General features: G+C 59.1%; 22 protein-coding genes and 3 pseudogenes. 9 read left to right on the forward strand and 16 right to left on the reverse strand.

All coding sequences use genetic code 11. The features are described from left to right. Positions 1-15: 15 nt before the first annotated feature. Positions 16-279, forward strand: coding sequence for a DUF2534 family protein (locus K5R89_RS07780; protein WP_004203731.1), 264 nt, complete (start codon positions 16-18; stop codon positions 277-279). 59 nt (positions 280-338) lie between these two features. Here K5R89_RS07780 and K5R89_RS07785 read toward each other — a convergent pair whose 3' ends face one another. The 4 genes from K5R89_RS07785 to K5R89_RS07800 form a co-directional block, all read right to left on the reverse strand. Further along, on the reverse strand, positions 339-464 hold the full coding sequence (locus tag K5R89_RS07785) for a hypothetical protein (RefSeq protein WP_004203733.1): 126 nt from the start codon (positions 462-464) through the stop codon (positions 339-341). 118 nt (positions 465-582) lie between these two features. Further along, complete coding sequence (gene yoaJ, locus K5R89_RS27850; protein ID WP_137910537.1) at positions 583-657, reverse strand: protein YoaJ; 75 nt, start codon at positions 655-657, stop codon at positions 583-585. Then, entirely contained in the window at positions 657-758 is a 102-nt protein-coding gene (locus tag K5R89_RS07795; RefSeq protein WP_004150782.1) for a YoaK family small membrane protein, read from the reverse strand. Before K5R89_RS07795 ends, yoaJ begins: the two co-directional genes overlap by 1 nt. Before the next feature lie 57 nt (positions 759-815). Then, the gene (locus K5R89_RS07800; protein WP_087824675.1) at positions 816-1,829 is read right to left on the reverse strand and encodes a sensor domain-containing diguanylate cyclase; all 1,014 of its coding nucleotides are present in this window, start codon (positions 1,827-1,829) and stop codon (positions 816-818) included. 300 nt (positions 1,830-2,129) lie between these two features. Between K5R89_RS07800 and K5R89_RS07805 the strand changes: the two genes are divergently transcribed. Continuing rightward, complete coding sequence (locus K5R89_RS07805; protein WP_023289245.1) at positions 2,130-2,369, forward strand: DUF333 domain-containing protein; 240 nt, start codon at positions 2,130-2,132, stop codon at positions 2,367-2,369. On the opposite strand, the gene K5R89_RS07810 is transcribed toward K5R89_RS07805, so the two are convergent. Together K5R89_RS07810 and K5R89_RS07815 are read right to left on the reverse strand one after the other, a co-directional pair. Further along, the gene (locus tag K5R89_RS07810; RefSeq protein ID WP_221853862.1) at positions 2,359-2,697 is read right to left on the reverse strand and encodes a DUF488 domain-containing protein; all 339 of its coding nucleotides are present in this window, start codon (positions 2,695-2,697) and stop codon (positions 2,359-2,361) included. The two genes, K5R89_RS07805 and K5R89_RS07810, sit on opposite strands and share 11 nt — an antisense overlap. Before the next feature lie 4 nt (positions 2,698-2,701). Next, positions 2,702-3,211, reverse strand: a complete 510-nt coding sequence (locus K5R89_RS07815) for a DUF523 domain-containing protein (protein ID WP_023289247.1) — start codon at positions 3,209-3,211, stop codon at positions 2,702-2,704. Between the two features lie 145 nt (positions 3,212-3,356). On the opposite strand from K5R89_RS07815, the gene K5R89_RS07820 reads away from it, so the two are divergent. Next, positions 3,357-4,049, forward strand: coding sequence for a CTP synthase (locus tag K5R89_RS07820; RefSeq protein ID WP_032452478.1), 693 nt, complete (start codon positions 3,357-3,359; stop codon positions 4,047-4,049). 31 nt (positions 4,050-4,080) lie between these two features. On the opposite strand, the gene K5R89_RS07825 is transcribed toward K5R89_RS07820, so the two are convergent. Next, positions 4,081-5,256: a CynX/NimT family MFS transporter gene (locus K5R89_RS07825; protein ID WP_072096660.1), complete on the reverse strand. Its 1,176-nt coding sequence runs from the start codon at positions 5,254-5,256 to the stop codon at positions 4,081-4,083. Between the two features lie 107 nt (positions 5,257-5,363). On the opposite strand from K5R89_RS07825, the gene K5R89_RS07830 reads away from it, so the two are divergent. Continuing rightward, positions 5,364-6,158, forward strand: coding sequence for a helix-turn-helix domain-containing protein (locus K5R89_RS07830; RefSeq protein ID WP_072096654.1), 795 nt, complete (start codon positions 5,364-5,366; stop codon positions 6,156-6,158). Here K5R89_RS07830 and K5R89_RS07835 read toward each other — a convergent pair. The 3 genes and pseudogenes from K5R89_RS07835 to K5R89_RS27370 form a co-directional block, all read right to left on the reverse strand. Beyond that, positions 6,142-6,588: a DUF441 domain-containing protein gene (locus tag K5R89_RS07835; RefSeq protein ID WP_004203746.1), complete on the reverse strand. Its 447-nt coding sequence runs from the start codon at positions 6,586-6,588 to the stop codon at positions 6,142-6,144. The two genes, K5R89_RS07830 and K5R89_RS07835, sit on opposite strands and share 17 nt — an antisense overlap. 117 nt (positions 6,589-6,705) lie before the next feature. Then, positions 6,706-7,206, reverse strand: coding sequence for a YbaK/prolyl-tRNA synthetase associated domain-containing protein (locus K5R89_RS07840; protein WP_023289251.1), 501 nt, complete (start codon positions 7,204-7,206; stop codon positions 6,706-6,708). 95 nt (positions 7,207-7,301) lie between these two features. Further along, a pseudogene (locus K5R89_RS27370) lies at positions 7,302-7,458 on the reverse strand (hypothetical protein). Here K5R89_RS27370 and K5R89_RS07845 point away from each other — a divergent pair. Further along, positions 7,453-8,589, forward strand: coding sequence for a glycosyltransferase family 9 protein (locus K5R89_RS07845; RefSeq protein WP_072096653.1), 1,137 nt, complete (start codon positions 7,453-7,455; stop codon positions 8,587-8,589). The pseudogene K5R89_RS27370 and the gene K5R89_RS07845 overlap by 6 nt on opposite strands. Before the next feature lie 161 nt (positions 8,590-8,750). On the opposite strand, the gene K5R89_RS07850 is transcribed toward K5R89_RS07845, so the two are convergent. The 3 genes and pseudogenes from K5R89_RS07850 to K5R89_RS07860 all read right to left on the reverse strand — a co-directional run bounded on the left by K5R89_RS07850 (position 8,751) and on the right by K5R89_RS07860 (position 9,909). Next, a complete protein-coding gene (locus tag K5R89_RS07850; protein WP_004203750.1) occupies positions 8,751-8,993 on the reverse strand; it encodes a DinI family protein in 243 nt (80 codons plus the stop codon). Between the two features lie 217 nt (positions 8,994-9,210). Beyond that, positions 9,211-9,486, reverse strand: a pseudogene (locus tag K5R89_RS07855) (IS3 family transposase); the annotation flags it as partial. Between the two features lie 117 nt (positions 9,487-9,603). Next, positions 9,604-9,909 carry a DUF596 domain-containing protein gene (locus K5R89_RS07860; RefSeq protein ID WP_050584164.1) on the reverse strand — a complete coding sequence of 102 codons (306 nt, stop codon included), beginning with the start codon at positions 9,907-9,909 and terminating at the stop codon, positions 9,604-9,606. 926 nt (positions 9,910-10,835) lie between these two features. Between K5R89_RS07860 and K5R89_RS07865 the strand changes: the two are divergent. Continuing rightward, positions 10,836-11,288, forward strand: a pseudogene (locus K5R89_RS07865) (DUF4113 domain-containing protein); the annotation flags it as partial. A 6-nt stretch (positions 11,289-11,294) separates the two neighbouring features. On the opposite strand, the gene K5R89_RS07870 reads toward K5R89_RS07865, so the two are convergent. After that, positions 11,295-12,200: a LysR family transcriptional regulator gene (locus K5R89_RS07870; protein WP_048297297.1), complete on the reverse strand. Its 906-nt coding sequence runs from the start codon at positions 12,198-12,200 to the stop codon at positions 11,295-11,297. Between the two features lie 167 nt (positions 12,201-12,367). Between K5R89_RS07870 and K5R89_RS07875 the strand changes: the two genes are divergently transcribed. Next, the gene (locus tag K5R89_RS07875; protein WP_012542112.1) at positions 12,368-13,117 is read left to right on the forward strand and encodes an SDR family oxidoreductase; all 750 of its coding nucleotides are present in this window, start codon (positions 12,368-12,370) and stop codon (positions 13,115-13,117) included. Positions 13,118-13,205: 88 nt separating this feature from the next. Here the strand turns inward: K5R89_RS07875 and K5R89_RS07880 are convergent, their stop codons facing one another. Further along, positions 13,206-13,805 (reverse strand): ester cyclase, encoded by a 600-nt coding sequence (locus K5R89_RS07880; RefSeq protein WP_180265721.1) that lies wholly within the window; start codon positions 13,803-13,805, stop codon positions 13,206-13,208. Beyond that, a complete protein-coding gene (locus K5R89_RS07885) occupies positions 13,802-14,911 on the reverse strand; it encodes an alkene reductase (protein WP_104466982.1) in 1,110 nt (369 codons plus the stop codon). Before K5R89_RS07885 ends, K5R89_RS07880 begins: the two co-directional genes overlap by 4 nt. Positions 14,912-15,011: 100 nt before the next feature. On the opposite strand from K5R89_RS07885, the gene K5R89_RS07890 reads away from it, so the two are divergent. Both K5R89_RS07890 and K5R89_RS07895 read left to right on the forward strand, forming a co-directional pair. Further along, entirely contained in the window at positions 15,012-15,920 is a 909-nt protein-coding gene (locus K5R89_RS07890; RefSeq protein ID WP_050533954.1) for a LysR family transcriptional regulator, read from the forward strand. Positions 15,921-16,044: 124 nt separating this feature from the next. Next, the gene (locus tag K5R89_RS07895) at positions 16,045-16,902 is read left to right on the forward strand and encodes a MurR/RpiR family transcriptional regulator (protein WP_110243559.1); all 858 of its coding nucleotides are present in this window, start codon (positions 16,045-16,047) and stop codon (positions 16,900-16,902) included. The last annotated feature ends 86 nt before the right edge of the window (positions 16,903-16,988 follow it).

Here is a 16,988-nt window from a genome sequence, read left to right on the forward strand (position 1 = left end):
AAAAAGGAAGCCCGGATGATTCTGCAAAAACTCCTCAGCAATAAAAACTGCAAAAAATACTGTCTGTCGCTCGCGGCGGTGTTTGCTATCGCGCTGGCGGTGGTGGGACGGGCGACCTTTGGCGGCGTGGTGAGCGAGTACAATATGCCGTACTCGGAGTGGACGACGTCCATGTTCTTCCTGCAGGGGGCGATGGTGACGGTGTACAGCATCGTCTTTACCGCGCTCTTCGCTATTCCGCTCGGCTTTATTTTCCTTGGCGACGAGCGTCAGGATTAAGCGTCAATGGGCGAACCAACGTTCGCCCTGTTTTATCGGCTCATCAACAGCGTGAAGCATTAATCATCGTCATGATAGTGATGATGGTGGTGATGGCGATGGTGGTGATAGCCATCGTCAACAATGCATCCCGATAACAGCGTGCACAGCGCAATAATCAACGGTAACACGATCGGTTTTTTCATCCTTACTTCTCCCGCTATTTTTCTTTCCCCGGGGCCGAGAATGCCGCGGCGGATAACGTGAGTGTAAAGCGTTAACTTATTGATGGGATAGGACAACTCCGCAATATCGCCGCGGCGATCACCACCAGCCGAACTGGGCGCCGGCCACCGCCACGATGGCGACAACCAGCATAATAATGGTGCTTTTTTTCATTATGCCCCGCCCGGCGCCGCATAGCCGCCGACAAAAAACCAGCCGAGAAAGACGACGGCGATGATAAAGATCGCCACCGGGAAAAGAATACCCAATTTCATGATAGTGTCCCTGTACCCACGAATGATGCCCAGCATGATACTGGATATCGTGTGACTTTAGTCAATATGAATAAAATTCTCCTGCCGACGAGACTTTTTATCCTGATACATCGCCTCATCGGCAGCGCGTAAGGCCGCTTCAACATCAATACTCTGCGGATCGCAGATGACCACCCCGAAGCTGGCGCCCTCATAGTTGATACGCTGTTCGCCGAGGAAGTAGACGCCGCACAGGGCCTGGCGCAGGGTGGTGACATACGCCTGCTGCGCCGCGGGCGGCGGGGCGCTACCGACGATCAAAAACTCATCGCCGCCAAGGCGGCCAACGATATCTTCCCGGCGCGCGACGGCGGTGAGTCGTTCGCCGACCTGCACCAGAAAGCTGTCGCCGCACGGATGGCCGAATCGATCGTTAATGGCTTTGAAACCGTCGAGATCGATAAAAATGAGCGCGACCTGTTGCTGCTGAGCGCGGGCGGAGGCAAAGCGTAGCGCCAGCTGCTTAAACAGCGCGCGGCGATTAGGGAGCTGGGTGAGCTCATCGGTCGACGAGTGCAGCTCCAGCGCGACGTTTGCCGCCTGCAGCTGTTGCACCAGGGTGTCTTTTTCCACGTAGTGGGAAATGAGCTTCGCGAACAGGCCCATGACCTGTTCACCTTCAAGATTATAAGGCTGTTGTTGCCGGCTGGTGGCGCAGAGGGTGCCGAACAGAGAGCCGTCGGCCAGGCGCACAGGAATGCTTAAAAAGGTGGCGATCCCCAGCTCCTGGGCGGCGATGCAGGAGTGCCAGCGACGGGCGACGTCATTGCTAAACGTACACTGATCCTCAAGGGCGCGTTTGCACAGAGATTCATCCCAGGGTACGGAAAATCCTTCCGGGATCTGCATTTCGCTGCTGTTGTGGGCGAACATGATCTGCTGCCGCTGGGCGTTGATATCGATGCGGGTAAGGTAGGTGGACTCCATTCGCGTCACCGCCTCCAGCATCTCCAGCAGCTGGCGCACCAGGGTTTCCAGGGACTGTTCCGTAGCGAGGGTTTGCGACACCCGGGCAAGAATAAAATCTGACATGAATAATACAGCTCCAGCACGCCAAACGTCACCCCAGCATATTGGGCTGCAAACGGACATCAGCGTCGAGTAAACAGTGATATTTTTAAATTTATCACATCTGTCTGGGGAATACTTGTCGACACGGCGGGAAAAAAGCCCCGTCGGGGGCGACGGGGAAAAACTCATTGATTATGGAATGATCTGTTCTCTGGTCAGTTCGAGAACAGGGGCTACTCTACGGGGGAAAAGTGCAGGCAAGATGGAGAAAACGTGGAGATTCAGGCTAAAATCCCCGGGAATTGAAGAAAGGGAGAAAAGATGAAAAAGTTACTGGCTATTTTGCCCCTGGCGCTGGCCGGCTGCGCCCAGCCGCAGCCCACCGCGCCGACGAAAACCATCGGCATGGCCAATCCCGCGTCGGTCTACTGTCAGCAATCCGGCGGCACCCGGGTGCCGGTGCAAACGCCGCAGGGCGTCAGCACCCAGTGCAAGCTGCCCAGCGGCGAAACCCTCGATGAGTGGGCGCTATGGCGCCGGGACCATCCGGCTAAATCGTAACCGGCAGGGCCGCCAGCCAGGCGGCCAGCACCCGGGCATGATTCTGCTCGGTGTTCTTCGCGGCGTACAGCAGCGTCAGCGGCTGGCGCTGCCCCAGCGCCGCCAGCCGCAGGCCCGTTTCGCGATGGGCATCGAGCTCCTGACGATAGCGCTGGCTGAAGTGGTCGAAATCGATCGCCTCGCCGTGAAAGGCTTTCCGCAGCTCAGCGGACGGCGTTAACTCTTTACACCACTCATCACAGGCCAGCGCCTCTTTTTTAATCCCTCGCGGCCAGAGGCGGTCGACCAGCACCCGGTAGCCGTCGCTGCTTTCCTGTGGATCGTACACCCGTTTACATTGAATCATCATCCTGCTCCCTCTGTGCCATCCAGGCGAGCAACTGCGGGATCTGCCCGTCGGAAAATACCGTGATGCCGTGAGCGCGCAGCAGGTCGGCGGCCACGCCGGCGCCCGCTTTGCGCCGCCCGCGAAAGGAACCGTCATAGATAAACTGACTGCCGCAGGTGGGGCTGCCGTCGGTGAGTAATGCCGCCTGACATCCCGCTTCCCGGGCGGCGCTGAGCGCCAGCCAGGCGGCCAGCTGATAATGTCCCGTGACGTCGCGGCCGTCGCTTTCCACTATCCGCGCCCGTCCGGCAAGCACATCGCCGCCGGCGCCGCCGAGGATCTCCGCCGGCAGGCGGGGCGTCGGCAGACCGGCCGCCAGCTCCGGGCAGTGGATCACCAGACGATCCGCCTGCTGCCAGCGGGACAGGGTCGCCGCCAGCTGCGCTTTCTCGCTACCGTTATATCGCACCTGGAATCCCATCAGGCAGGCGCTGACCAAAAGCTTACTTTTCATCCTCTCTCCCTTTTGCGCTTGCTCCAGTATACCTCACCCACCGGCCACGGCGGGGGGGTGAAAATAAGGATTGTGTTCCGCGGAGGGGATCGCTATCCTGACGTGCCTTGTGCTGCTCGTCTCGTCCAGACATAAGGAACCTGCTATGAAAACCCCTTTACGCCTCGCCCTCGTCGGCGATTATCACCCCGATATTGTTGCCCATCAGGCCATTCCCCTGGCGATAGACGATGCTGCCGCCGTGCTGGAGCAGCCGGTGAAATATGACTGGCTCGCCACCCCGTCGATCGCCTCCGGCGACGCGCTGGCGGAGTACGATGCCGTCTGGGTCGTTCCCGGCAGCCCGTATCGTCACCCGGAAGGCGCGTTTGCCGCTATCCGCTATGCCCGTGAAAACAGCATTCCTTTCCTCGGCACCTGCGGCGGCTTTCAGCATGCGGTGATTGAATACGCCCGTAACGTGCTCGGCTGGCAGGACGCGGGCCATGCGGAAACCGACAGCGAAGGGCGGATGGTGATCGCTCCCCTCAGCTGCTCGCTGGTGGAGACTTCTGCCGTCGTCGAGCTGCGGGCGAATACGCTGATTGCCCGCGCCTATGGTCGGGAGAGCATTGAAGAGGGCTACCACTGCCGCTACGGGGTGGATAGCGCGTTTGCCGCGGAGCTGGAGCAGGGCGATCTGCGCGTCACCGGCTGGGATGAAGAGGGCGAGATCCGCGCCGTCGAGCTGGTGACGCACCCGTTTTTTGTCGCCACCTTGTTTCAACATGAACGCCACGCGCTGGACGGGCGTCCTGCGCCGCTGGTGCAGGCGTTGCTGCGCGCCGCGGCACAATAACCCTACCGGCAGCGGGCGCTGCCGGTCATCTTCAGGGATGAATCTCCCGGTCGCGCCCGGCGAGGGCGCCGCAGACCGCCATCACCAGCGAAATCAGCGCCACCGCCAGCAGCGGAATATGCCAGTCGCCATTGGCATCGTGGATCCTGCCCATCAGCGGCGGTCCGCAGGCGGCCAGCAGATAGCCGACGCTCTGCGCCATCCCCGACAGCGCCGCGGCCTGGTGCGCCGAGCTGGCGCGCAGGCCGATAAACGTCAGGCCGAGGATCATCGTGGCCCCGGAGCCAAAGCCGAACAGCAGCGTCCAGCCGATGGCCAGCCCTGGCAGCAGCCACAGCCCGGCGGCGCTGATAGCGCACATCAGGGCGACCAGCACCGCGATCCCGCGCTGGTCGCGCAGCCGATGCAGGATCAGCGGTATCGCCAGGCCGGGCGCGGCGGTCGCCAGCTGCAGCAGGCCATGCAGCGAGCCGGCCTGCGCTTCGCTATAGCCCATACTCTGCAGAATCGACGGCAGCCAGCCGATAATCACGTAATAGACCAGCGAGTTGATGCCGAGAAACAGCGTCACCTGCCAGGCCAGCGCCGACCGCCAGATCCCCCGGTTATGCATGGCGCCTGAGCCGGTCAGCGGCGCCTCCGCTTGACGCCGGGACTGCGGCAGCCAGCTGACGAGCGCCAGCAGCGGGAAGATCATCAGCAGCAGCAGCGCCCCGCGCCAGCCGAATCCGGCCATCGCCACGGGGACCACCAGCGCCGAGCCAAGCGCCGCCGCGCCGCCCATCGTCAGGGAATAGGCGCCGGTCATCCGGGCGACATGCTGCGAGAAATCCCGTTTAATCAGCCCGGGCAGCAGCACGTTACCCAGCGCAATGCCGCAGCCGATCACCGCCGTGCCGATAAACAGCCATGCAGCGGAGGGCAGGGAGCGCAGGGCAATGCCGGCGCAGATCAGCAGCATCGCCAGCAGCAGGCTGCGCTCCATGCCGAACCGGCGGGCAACCCCAGCCGCCAGCGGCGAGACAAGGCCAAAGGCCAGCAGCGGCAGGGTGGTGAGCAGCCCGGTCTGCGCGGTGGTCAGGCCATAGTCGCTACGAATCGCGTCCAGCAGCGGCGCCGCGCCGGTAAAGACCACGCGCAGGGTGGTGGCGATGAGCAGGATACCGGCAATCAGCAGCGCGGGGCGGCGGCCGGTGGAGGAGATCACAGAAGACATATCATTCTCAAGGTAACTAACGAGGGGGGTTACGATAGCGACTTTGTCCCCTGTTTAAATCAAGCTAAAATGACAGATTATCGCTAATATCGGACAACATGATGATCGGACTGGGTCTGGATGGTTATGAACCGGACAGTGGCCACGAATCGGCTATTGCCTTTCGTATTCGGGTGGTGGAGGCGGAGCAGTATATTCCGGCGCATTCCCACCGTAAGGGGCAGCTGATCCTCGCCCTGCACGGCGCCTTGACCTGCGAGGTGGAGAACGCGATGTGGATGGTGCCGCCGCAGTATGCGGTGTGGGTCCCGGGGCAGCTTTCCCACAGTAACCGCGCCACCCCCGGCGCCCAGGTGTGCTTCCTGTTCATCGAGCCGGGCGCCGCGCCGATGCCGGACCGCTGCTGTACGTTAAAGATTTCCCCACTGGTGCGTGAGCTGATCCTCACCCTGGCGGAACGCGGCGGCGAGTCGCTGGCCGCCCCCGCCACGGCCCGGCTGGTGCAGGTGCTGTTTGATGAGCTGCCCCGGCAGCCGCAGGAGCACCTGCAGCTGCCGGTATCGAACCACCCGAAAATTCGTCAGATGGTGACGATGATGGCCGAGGATCCGGCGCGCTGGCAGACCCTGAGCCAGTGGGCGGCGGAGTTCGCGATGAGCGAGCGCAATCTGGCGCGGCTGGTGGTGCGTGAAACGGGGCTGAGCTTTCGCCGCTGGCGCCATCAGCTGCAGCTGATCCTTGCGCTGCAGCAGCTGATCCGCGGGCAGACGGTGCAGCAGACGGCCCAGGCGCTGGGCTACGATTCCACCACCGCCTTCATCACCATGTTTAAGAAAGGGCTCGGACAGACGCCGGGCCGCTATCACGGCAGCCTGGCTACGACTTCCCAATAAACAACGAGATGATCCCGGCGGCAATCAGCGGCCCGACCGGGACGCCGCGAAACAGGGCGACGCCGAGCACCGTACCGACCAGCAGTCCGGCCACCAGATGCGGCTGGGAGCCCATCAGCGAGACGCCGCGCCCGCCGAGCCACGAAACAAACACCCCGACCGCAATCGCCAGCAGTGATTTCCAGTTCATAAAGGAGTGGATCAGGGTCGACGGCGGCAGCGTGCCGCTGGCGATGGGCGCCATCACGCCGATAGTCAGAATGATGATCCCGACGGTCAGTCCCTGTTTCTCAATCCAGGGAAAGAAGGCGTTCAGCGGCGTGACGCGCACGATAATCAGCACGAGGATGGAGATCGCTACGGTGGTGTTATGGCTGATAAAGCCGAGCGCCGCCAGACCCAGCAGGATCAACAGGGTGGTATCAAACATGTACAGAGGTCCTTGCCAAAAAAAGAATGCCAAAAAATATCCCGCTTACTCTACGCATCGTGGCGTGAATAAACAGGATTTTTGCGCCATGCGGCGGAAATCAGGGCCGATGCCCGGTTAGCTAAGACGGCGAAAGGTCGCGATCTCCGGTCGGGCGATATGTAAATAGTCTTCGGTATCGAGAATGATCGACCGGTCCAGGCGCCCGGCGTTAAAGGCGATTTGTGGAAAGCGCTCAAACAGCAGCGGGTCGGCCACCAGGCGCAGCGCCGGATGGAAGCTGAAGGGGGGAATGGCGCCGAACACGCAGGCGGTGAGCGCCTCCACTTCCGCCGGGCTGGCCAGCGAGGCTTTGCTGCCGCCGATATGCCGGGCCAGGCTGGCCAGATCGGCCTGCTGATCGGCGGCGAGGATCGCCAGCACATGCTGGTTGACGCCGTTTCCTTTCACTTTACAGACTAACGCTTTCGCGCCCTGGCCAAGCGCGGTGCCGCGGATCGCCGAGACGGCTTCGCACTGGCCGACCGCGTCATGCGCCATCACCCGGTAGCGCGCCTGGTGTTCGTCGAGCAGCGCGCACAGCCGCTGGTGGATATTACCTTCTACTGCTTCAAGCATAGCGTCCTCCTGACATCATCAAGCAGCCAGCTTAGCGCTGTTGCGCCAGCCTGCCAACGGTGGGCCGGGAAATTCACCATTCGCTCATTATTGCTTCACAGTGCTGTGTTGCAATCCCGCAGGGCTGGATGAGTTTTGTAAATAAAAAAAAGAATGATTTTCATTTTCAATCGAACTTTTTTTATTTCGCTCAGTCTTTATCGGACGACACAGAATATTAATGATTGCCGTAATGAGGTTAGGATGATGCACGATGCAACCATGCAGGGTTCCCCACGCAAGAAGTTTAATAAAATAAGGGAGCTCAACAGACGGCGAAATTACTTTACTAAGAAAGTACGTAATGCCCTGCGGGTGGGAGTGGCGAAAGCGCTCTGGGATCGCCGACGCCGTCAGCCGGTGGATTTGTCGTCCGCGAAAACTGTCTTACTGATGCGCAATGAGGGGGCGGTCGGCGATGTGGTTGTGGATTCCGCGCTGGTGAAATGCCTGCATCAGTCAGGCTATATCGTTGATTTCCTGCTGACGACCTCTAATAGCCAGGTGATGCGTTATAACCCGCGGATCCGCCATATTTATGAAGCTGACCCGGTCACGTCCGCCGATTTTTTGCGAAAATTTAATCATAACGTTCCCCGCGACGTTATTAATGAACTGGCTAATAATAAGTACGATATTATTATTGACCCTTCGCTGTTCGATATTCCCGTGCATCGTCTACGGCTTTTCCGACAAATAAAAGCGAAATCGGTGCTCGGGTTTAATAAATGGCCGTCGATTAAGCACTACTCCCACTCATTTGATTTTGACTGCCAGCGCTGGCACGTGACGAAAACGTTCGAGTTGATCGCCGACTATCTCAAACTGGACACCTGCGGGCTGGATGCTTACGACCTGGCGATCCCCGGGCCGATTATGCAGGAGGTGGCGCAGTATCTGGCGTCGCTGAGCGGAAAAGCGGTAGTGATTAATATTTTTGCCGGCCATGCCGACCGGAGTCTCTCCCAGACGCAGCTGGCCGAACTCCTCGACAAGCTGCTGGCTCGCCATCCGGGGATCGCGGTGATTCTGCTCGATCACCGGCGCGAGATCCGCATCCCGCTGCCGCCGGAGGTGGTGGTTAATCCATTTAACACGTTGCACCATGCGATGGCGCTGATTGCCCAGGCGGAGCTGATTATCTCCCCGGACACCTCGGTGGTGCACATGGCGGCGGCGTGGAACAAACCGCTGATCGCGGTCTACAAGGACGTTCTGCTCAACAACCGTCTGTGGGCGCCGGGCTATGACAACGCCAGGCAGGTTATCGTTAAATGCGGGAAGGTGCATCAGCATCGCGAGCTGGTGGATCGGATAATGGCGGCGCTGCCGGAGACGCTGTGAGGCGATGAGGGGAGGCTCACCTGCTGGCCGTATGCAAGAGCCAGCAGGTGAGCGAAGGTTGCATTGCCAGTCTGCAACCGCCGCTATTGTACTGTTGCCCGTGGCTCTGCCACATCCGGGAAAGCTCTTAAAGAGGGGGGGGCCGCGAGGGACGGGCGGGATTACTCTTCAGTGAGCCACATGTCCGCCTCTTCAAACATCTCCTGCACCGTGCGGCTGATCAGCTCTTTTTCATGCTTGCTGGCGTCGGTGTTGATCGCCGGGAGCGTCATCATCGGCTTCACCCGCACCTCCGCCTCCGGAAAAATGCGCTGCATGCGTTTGGTCAGCTCGTTAAGAATGGTCTCTCTGGCGCCCGGCAGCCCGGCAAAATTGCGCTTGTCATAAATCAGTTCCACAAACATCTTCTGTCCTCTGTATGCTGATCGCGGGCGATAGTTTTACTGTATTAATGTACAGTGTCAAGCGATTGCCGCGGCGCTGCGCATCCGCCACCACGCGCGACGGGCGGGTTGCGCGCAAAAGCAGCAAACGGTTCGCCACCGACGACGGTGACCTTCAGTGACATCAAGGAGTTATTTCAGTGCTGGCGATTGATAGCTGGAGCCGATATTGACCCTGTAGTGCCAGTTTGCGTGAGAGAGTGGGCTTCATCGACCAGCCGACCACGTTACGGGCGAAGTGATCGTTAACTACTGCCAGATATAACCATCCCAGCCAGGTGTGGATATAAGTAATATTGGTAACCCAGACCTGATTGGCCCGGACAACGGTAAACTGCCGCTACACGCGATTAGGAGCGACCACTGCAGGTCTGCCGGCGATACGATTTGGTGATTTATAACCGCGTGCAGCTTTAATCCGGTTCAGTTGCATGATGCGGCCCACCCGGTTTTTATCTTCGCTCGCTGTGGTCAACTCACGGGAGGACTTTCACCTCTAAGATCGCGCCCATGCTGGGCGCACACATTCTCCCCGTCCTAAATGACGAGGAGAATGTTAAAATATCATTATCTAAGTCCAATCCTGGTAACCGTTTTCGTGAATCCAGACAATACCCGCTGGGCAGTTTTCACTCAAAAACCAAAATCCTTCAAATGCATCGCAATCCATATCATCCTCAGTTTTGGGAAATGCTATTTCAAAAGCTTCGATCTGCTTGTCGATGCTTCCTGAGAGGAACTTTCCATGGCGAGCAAGTTTGATCTCACCATCTTCCAGCAAACGCCTAATAAACCAGATATAAAGCGCTTTTTCTTCTTCATATGTTAGCTTATAGGTGCCATCAACGCTTTCGGGGTCGATATTTTTCCATAGCATGGTAGTAGAAGCCCCTCGAAGAAACTCTTTCCTTTCTTGGTATTTTTTTTCGGTTAAATACATCACGTTATCTCGTCTCCTACCTAAATTTAACTTCAAATCTGTTTAATGACGTTTTGGAGGCAGCTTTAATATCGGAATTCCCAATGATATCAATTGTCCACCTTGCCCCAGTGTCCTCTGCTGAAGCTGAAAAATTTCGTAAATTGATTGTTTGATTATCATTTATTTTTGCCTACATCAGCCTACCGCCTGGAAGAATCTGCTCTTTAAATGGGATGCCACCTGTCAGAGATGTAGCAAAGCTAATTATCTCCGGCGGCTTTCGGGAGTGAGGGGGCAGGTGTGGTATAGCGGAGCATGTCGCGCTGCTGTTGCGTCTGTTCCAGTAATGCCTTTTGTTGTTGCTCAATAGCATTCTGATCAGCAGGACTCAGCGGCGCTGCAGATAGACCTGCTGATATTAAAGCTGCTAAAAGAAGCCCATACTTGGCAGAGGGCAGACACAACATCAAAAACTCCGTTTTTTGAATTGTTATGAAATCTAATGTAACGATTTGTAATTAAATATCCATTAAAATTTTATTTTTGAATAAAAATTATTATTACCGGAGTATGCTGTCAGGCGGCATAAAAGGCGGACACTGGATGAAAACAAGGCTCAGAACTCAGTCCGCCGGGACCCGGTGTAGCCGGCTACCATTTTGATAGATTCAGCCTTATCCACCCCCTCCCTGGAAAGCCATACCCGCTCAAAACGTCTCAGACGCTTCTGTACGCAGTCGGGGAATATCTCCGCGTTAGCGCCGTTCAGGCGCTTGTGAGCGTGTACCCCCTGAACTCACGGCAGCACCCCTTACAGCGATGAAGAAGAGTAGTTACAACACCTATCATTAAAAGCGATGGTGTTTCCCGGCCTTCGCCCGCGGGCAGCAGAAAAGCTGCGCGGTGAGCATCAGTACTGCCGGTTCGTCTCCGCCTTTGTCAAAACCAGCCCCTTCGCGCTGAATGAACCCTATTACGGCAACAGCGCCTCGCTGAAGCTGCTGACGCCGACGCAGGATTCCCGGGATATTATCTCCGCGGCGACAAGCTGCCTGGACGCCATCTGGAAAGCGGGGCACCGCTATCAGAAGGCCGGGGTGATGCTCGGCGATTTCTACAGCCAGGGCGTCGCCCAGCTGAACCTGTTCGACGAGCTTGCCCCGCGGCAGAACAGCGCCAGGCTGATGCAGGTGCTCGACCAGCTGAATGCGAAAAACGGCAGGGGGGCGCTCTATTTTGCCGGCCAGGGGATCCAGCAGCAGTGGCAGATGAAGCGAGAGATGCTATCGCCGCGCTACACCACGCGATACGGCGACCTGCTCCGCGTCAGATAACGCGCTTTATCCTTGCACCGCGTCCGGAAAAACTGCCGCCAGCCAGTCAATAAAGACGCGGAGCCGGGGCGGGACGTGCCGGTGCCGGGCATAGACGACGTGAAAAGGATAGGGGGCCGGGCGCCAGGCGGCGAGGATCTCCACCAGTTTGCCGCTTGCCAGCGCCGGTCTTAGCGAATAGGTAAAGGTCTGCACAATGCCTAAGCCCGCCTCGACGGCGGCAATATGCGCGTTGCTCTCATTGATGCCGAGATGGGGCTCTGTCTTGAGCTCGGTACTGACGCCGTGACGCGTAAAGCGAAACGGAAACGCTCTGCCGCTGGCCGGCGACAGATAGCTGATGAGCTGGTGACCATGATGGAGTTCATCCGGCGAGGCGGGCGTGCCGCAGCGCTGAAGATAGCCCGGGGTGGCGCAGGTAACCAGCGTCGCCTCGCCGATTTTACGGGCGATCAGCGTCGAGTCTTCCATCGGCCCGCCGCGGATGGCGCAGTCAATATTGCCGCTGATGAGGTCCGCGGGTTTATCGGCCACCTGCAAATCAATACGGATATCCGGCCAGGAGGTCATAAAGTCCGCCAGCAGCGGGATCAGCACATCGCGCGCGGTCGACCCGCCGATGGCGATCCGCAGATGGCCCTTCGGCTTATTGTGGGCGGTATTGAAGGAGGCGTCGATCTCTTCCAGGTCTTCCAGCAGGCAGCGAGCTTTTTCATAGTACTCCCGTCCTTCCGGCGTTACGGTAATACGCCGGGTGGTGCGCTGCAGGAGGGAAACCCCCAGGTGCGCTTCCAGTTGCTTGATGGTTTTGCTGAGCGTGGCGTTGGGCATATCCAGCGAGTCCGCGGCGCGGGTAAAGCTGCCGGCTTCGACAACGCGGGTGAAGGCTTTGAGGGCTGAAAACCGGTCCATTATTCGCAGTATCCTGGTTAGCGGGCGTCCATTATCCACGGAGGGGAAAAGTGTTTTTCAGATTAGGCCATTTTTCCGCCTCTGTGAGGCGATTACAGTGCTTTCCATACCCGGCGGGGCGCTTTCGCGAGCCTGGCCTGTTTATACTCTAACCAAGGAAATGCATCATGAGCAAAAAACTTGCGGATAAAGTGGCGTTAGTGACCGGCGGCAGCACCGGGATTGGCCTGGCGTCGGCGAAAGCGCTGGCGGAGCAGGGCGCGAAGGTGTATATCACCGGCCGCCGACAGGAGGAGCTGGATGCGGCGGTAAGATTCATCGGGCCCGCCGCCCGCGGGATCCGCGCCGACGCCGCCGTGTTAAGCGACCTTGACGCGGTATTTGCGACCATTGCCGACGAGTCCGGCCGCCTGGATGTGCTGTTCGCCAATGCTGGCGGCGGGGATATGCTGCCGCTGAGCGCCATCACCGAAGCGCACGTCGAGCGGATTTTCGCCACCAACGTGCGCGGGGTGGTGTTCACGGTGCAGAAAGCGCTGCCGCTGCTCACCGACGGCGCCTCGGTAATTTTGACCGGCTCTACGGCGGCGGTCAAAGGGACGGCTAACTTCAGCATCTATAGCGCCAGTAAAGCTGCGGTACGCAGCCTGGCGCGCTCCTGGGCGCTGGAGGTGAACGACCGCGGGATCCGCATCAATGTCGTCAGCCCGGGGCCGGTGCGTACCCCGGGTCTGGGAGGACTGGTGGCGGAGGCGGACCGTCAGGGCCTGTTCGATGCTCTGGCCGCCAGCGTACCGCTCGGACGGCTGGGCGAGCCGGAGGAGATTGGTCGGACGGTGGTGTTTTTAGCGTCGGATGAGTCGAGCTTTATTAACGCCGCAGAGATCTATGTCGACGGTGGAATGGCGCAAATCTAAGCACAGTCTGTCGCCAGGCGAGCCGCCCTGGCGGAGACCGGGGCGGCTCGTGGTTTTGGCGAGCGTTGACGCACCGTCCGGGAGCAGCTTATTGCGTGCCCAGCTGTTTCATCAGCGTCAGGTTATCTTCAATATGCCAGTTGGCGGCAATTTTACCGCCGCTGATCTGATAGATATCGGTGGCGATAAAATCGATATTTTGTCCTTTACCCTGCCGGGTGCCGAAGGTCCCGGTAAAGTGGCCATGAAAATGTAAGTGTGAGACCACCCGGTCACCGGCCACGATCATTTGTTCGACATCACAGCGTAAATCCGGCACCGCCTGGCGAAACGCTCTGGAGGCGAGGATCGCTCCTTCCGGCCCCTGTTGGCGCCCTTCCGGGGGCGTTTTATCGATAAAATTCCCCGCCAGCGCCGCCCTGGCCAGCGCGTCATCGCCGGTATTCCAGAACGTGGCGTATTGCCTGGCGACATATTCATTGGCGGCGCGTGTGGCAGCGGGAAGGCTGCTATCAACGATGAGCTGGGCTGGCTTCAGCAGATCCTGCGGGGCTGAAAACGCGGAGCCGGACATTCCGGCAAGCAGCAGCGCGGTGGCGCAGCGACGGCGCGTGAGGCCGCGCCTGGCCAGCGTGCGGGCAACAGCGACACCACGCCCGGCAGGTAACATTTTGTCGATCAATTTCACTCTTTATGCTCCGTATAGAAGGGATAGTCGGTATAGCCCGCCGCCGTTCCGCCAAACAGCGTGCCGGGATCGCTGACGGTCGCCAGCGGCCAGCGGTGCTGAAGCCGCTGCGGCAGGTCGGGATTGGCAATAAACGGCCGGCCGAAAGCCACCAGGTCGGCGAGACCGGCGCCAAGAATGCGCTCCGCCTTCTGCTGATCGTAATTCCCGGCCACGATCAGCGTGCCGCTGAAGGTTGCGCGCAGCGTGTCGCGGAAGTGCAGGGGAACGGCTGGGGCATCGTCCCAGTCCGCCTCCGCCAGGTGGATAAAGGCGATACCCTGCTGTTCGCACCAGGCCGCCAGGGCAAGGATGGCGTCGATCACCTGCGGGTCATTCATCCCGCGCTGGGTAATGAAGGGGGAAAGGCGGATGCCCGTCCGCTCGCGGCCGATAGCGTCGCCGATGGCGGTCAGCACCTCCTGGGCAAAACGGATCCGGTTGTTCAGGCTACCGCCGTACTCATCGGTGCGCTGGTTGGCGGTACGCCGCAGGAACTGGTCGATCAGATAGCCATTGCCGCCGTGCACCTCCACGCCGTCAAACCCCGCCGCGATCGCATTGCGCGCCGCCTGGCGGTAATCGGCGACAATACGCTGGATATCCGACCGGGAGAGCGCCCGCGGCGGTGGGCAGTCCACCATCTGGCCCCGGCCCTGCTCATCCACCACCCAGACCTGGGCGTCCGGCGCCAGCGCCGAGGGGGCCACGGGTTGACCATCCGCATGAAAACGGGCGTGCGACATGCGTCCCACGTGCCAGAGCTGAGAAAAAATAACGCCGCCGGCCTGGTGTACGGCCCGGGTCGTCAACTGCCAGCCGGCAATCTGGTCTGCGGAATGCAGGCCGGGCGTCCAGGAGTACCCCTGTCCCTCGGGAGAGATTTGCGTCGCTTCCGTGACGATCAATCCGGCGCTGGCGCGCTGGCGGTAATACTCCGCCATCAGCGCGGAGGGGATATTTCCCGGCTGCAGGGCGCGCGCCCGGGTCATGGGGGCCATGACGATGCGGTTTTTCAGCGGCAGCGTACCGATGCGATGACGATCAAAAAGTGAGAGCGTATTCATAATGATGTCCCTTGCGAGTGGAATGGAAATCACTTTACAGTCGGGATCTGATTTTGATAATTAGACGAAAAATAGATTCACTTTTCGGGAAATGCGAAAAATGGGCAAACTGGAAGATATGGCGCTGCTGGTGGCCGTCGCCGAGGCGGGGGGACTCTCCGCCGCCGGCAGACGGTTGTCGCTCTCGCCGGCCACCATGACTGCACGTCTGAAGGCGATGGAAGAGCGTTATCAGACCCGCCTGTTCCATCGTTCCACGCGGGCTATCACCCTGACCAACGCGGGGGAAGATTTTTATCATGCCGCGCGGCGCGTGCTGGAGGAGGCGCGCCACGCCGAGTCGTTGCTGACGCAAAAAGAGGGGGTCCTGAGCGGCGATATTCGCCTTTCCGCCCCCTCCGACTTTGGCCGACAATACCTTAGCCCGGCCATCGTCGACTTTACCCGCCGTCACCCGGAAGTGACCTTTTCCGTCTACTTAGGCGAGCGCGTGGAGGATCTGGTCGCCAACCGGCTGGATATGAGCATTCGCGTCGGTAACCTGCCGGACAGTAGCCTGGCCATCCGCCACATTCGTCCTAACCATCGGGTGCTGGTGGCCTCGACGGCTTACCTTGCCGCCCGTGGAATGCCTGCTTCGCCCGAGGCGCTGCATAATCATCGCTGCCTGGCGCTGGAGCGGCACGGCGTGGTGATGAACGAGTGGCGCTTTGAGGAGGCGGGAAAAGAGCAGGTCATCCGGGTAACGCCGGCGATGGTCTGCGACGATGGGGCACTGCTGCGGCAGTGGGCGCTCAGCGGGGCGGGGATCGCCGGTAAATCATGGTGGGATGTGAAGAGGGATGTCGAGGAGGGGCGGCTTCAGGTGCTGTTTGCCGACCGCTTCACCGGTTTCAGCCGGTTAGACCGCAAGGAGGTTGGGCTGCAGTTTGTCTTTCCCCAGCGAAAGCTGCAGCCCCCTCAGGTATCGGCGTTTATGGCGTTTTTTATCGACTGGCTTGAGAGGTGACGGGCACGGCGGTTAGTCATGGTCAGAACCGCAAAGGATGGCCTCCGGGTGTTATGCCAGCCTATAGAGTCTTGATCTCAAATATGATTAGATAGCTTTCACTTAAAACCAGTCAGTGGCTGCCATGAATCTCAGGGAAAAAATCATTAATGAATTCGGCGGGTTGTCGCCCGAGCTGCAACGCGCCGCCGAGTTCTCACTGCAAAATGCCAGTCAGCTGGTGGTGTTATCCATGCGCGCCTTCGCGGCGGAAGCCGGGGTAAAACCGGCGACGCTGCTGCGTCTGGCGCAGCGGCTGGGCTACCGCGGCTGGAGCGAGCTAAAAAGCGATTTCATTGACGACCTAGGGCTGCGCAATGATACATACGTATCAAAAGCGGAAAAAATGATGGCCCGCGGCACGCAAACGCAGCTGTATAAAGAGGTATTTCAGGCGCATCAGGCGAACCTGACCTTTACGCAAAACGAAAATGCCCAGCAGATGGAGCAGGCGGTGACCTTGCTCGATAGCGCGGAGAATGTCTATATCTGCGGATTCCGCGCCAGCTTTCCGATCGCGTGGTCGCTGTTCTATGTCTATCGACTGTTCAACCGCCAGGTGTCATTGATCGATGGCCTGGCCAGCAATATCGAAGTCTTTACCCGCGAACTGACCAACCGGGACTGCGTCTTACTCACCAGCTTTGCGCCCTATTCGCGCGAATCACTGGATGTTTTACAGGCAGCCCGGCAGGCAGGGGCGAAGATCCTCGCCATTACCGACTCGCCGGTTTCCCCCTTAGCGCAGGCGGCAGACTGCACGCTGCTGTTTTCCATCGACAGTCCGTCATTTTTCCCTTCCGTGGTCTCCGGCATGGGGCTGGCGGAGTGTCTGCTGGCGATGCTGGTGGTGCGCCACGGCCGGGAGGCGGTGAGTAAAATTGAAAGTGCCGAACGCTATCTCATTGAGTCTGGCGCCTACGTGATCCCCGGTAAGTCCTGATAAATGATTCAAATGTATCAGTTATAAGTATAATGGATGCATTTATATCTTTAATTCGTTGACGTGATCCAAATGGATCCTGCAAG

The organism is Klebsiella sp. TF21-TM, assembly GCF_019753495.1.
Taxonomy (GTDB): domain Bacteria; phylum Pseudomonadota; class Gammaproteobacteria; order Enterobacterales; family Enterobacteriaceae; genus Klebsiella; species Klebsiella quasipneumoniae.

Excerpts from the sequence above, each read along its gene's own strand:
- K5R89_RS07780 (WP_004203731.1), top strand. The coding sequence starts at position 16 with ATGATTCTGCAAAAACTCCTCAGCAATAAAAACTGCAAAAAATACTGT.
- K5R89_RS07785 (WP_004203733.1), bottom strand. The coding sequence starts at position 464 with ATGAAAAAACCGATCGTGTTACCGTTGATTATTGCGCTGTGCACGCTG.
- K5R89_RS07795 (WP_004150782.1), bottom strand. The coding sequence starts at position 758 with ATGAAATTGGGTATTCTTTTCCCGGTGGCGATCTTTATCATCGCCGTC.
- K5R89_RS07800 (WP_087824675.1), bottom strand. The coding sequence starts at position 1,829 with ATGTCAGATTTTATTCTTGCCCGGGTGTCGCAAACCCTCGCTACGGAA.
- K5R89_RS07805 (WP_023289245.1), top strand. The coding sequence starts at position 2,130 with ATGAAAAAGTTACTGGCTATTTTGCCCCTGGCGCTGGCCGGCTGCGCC.
- K5R89_RS07815 (WP_023289247.1), bottom strand. The coding sequence starts at position 3,211 with ATGAAAAGTAAGCTTTTGGTCAGCGCCTGCCTGATGGGATTCCAGGTG.
- K5R89_RS07820 (WP_032452478.1), top strand. The coding sequence starts at position 3,357 with ATGAAAACCCCTTTACGCCTCGCCCTCGTCGGCGATTATCACCCCGAT.
- K5R89_RS07830 (WP_072096654.1), top strand. The coding sequence starts at position 5,364 with ATGATGATCGGACTGGGTCTGGATGGTTATGAACCGGACAGTGGCCAC.
- K5R89_RS07835 (WP_004203746.1), bottom strand. The coding sequence starts at position 6,588 with ATGTTTGATACCACCCTGTTGATCCTGCTGGGTCTGGCGGCGCTCGGC.
- K5R89_RS07840 (WP_023289251.1), bottom strand. The coding sequence starts at position 7,206 with ATGCTTGAAGCAGTAGAAGGTAATATCCACCAGCGGCTGTGCGCGCTG.
- K5R89_RS07845 (WP_072096653.1), top strand. The coding sequence starts at position 7,453 with ATGCACGATGCAACCATGCAGGGTTCCCCACGCAAGAAGTTTAATAAA.
- K5R89_RS07850 (WP_004203750.1), bottom strand. The coding sequence starts at position 8,993 with ATGTTTGTGGAACTGATTTATGACAAGCGCAATTTTGCCGGGCTGCCG.
- K5R89_RS07860 (WP_050584164.1), bottom strand. The coding sequence starts at position 9,909 with ATGCTATGGAAAAATATCGACCCCGAAAGCGTTGATGGCACCTATAAG.
- K5R89_RS07870 (WP_048297297.1), bottom strand. The coding sequence starts at position 12,200 with ATGGACCGGTTTTCAGCCCTCAAAGCCTTCACCCGCGTTGTCGAAGCC.
- K5R89_RS07875 (WP_012542112.1), top strand. The coding sequence starts at position 12,368 with ATGAGCAAAAAACTTGCGGATAAAGTGGCGTTAGTGACCGGCGGCAGC.
- K5R89_RS07885 (WP_104466982.1), bottom strand. The coding sequence starts at position 14,911 with ATGAATACGCTCTCACTTTTTGATCGTCATCGCATCGGTACGCTGCCG.
- K5R89_RS07890 (WP_050533954.1), top strand. The coding sequence starts at position 15,012 with ATGGGCAAACTGGAAGATATGGCGCTGCTGGTGGCCGTCGCCGAGGCG.
- K5R89_RS07895 (WP_110243559.1), top strand. The coding sequence starts at position 16,045 with ATGAATCTCAGGGAAAAAATCATTAATGAATTCGGCGGGTTGTCGCCC.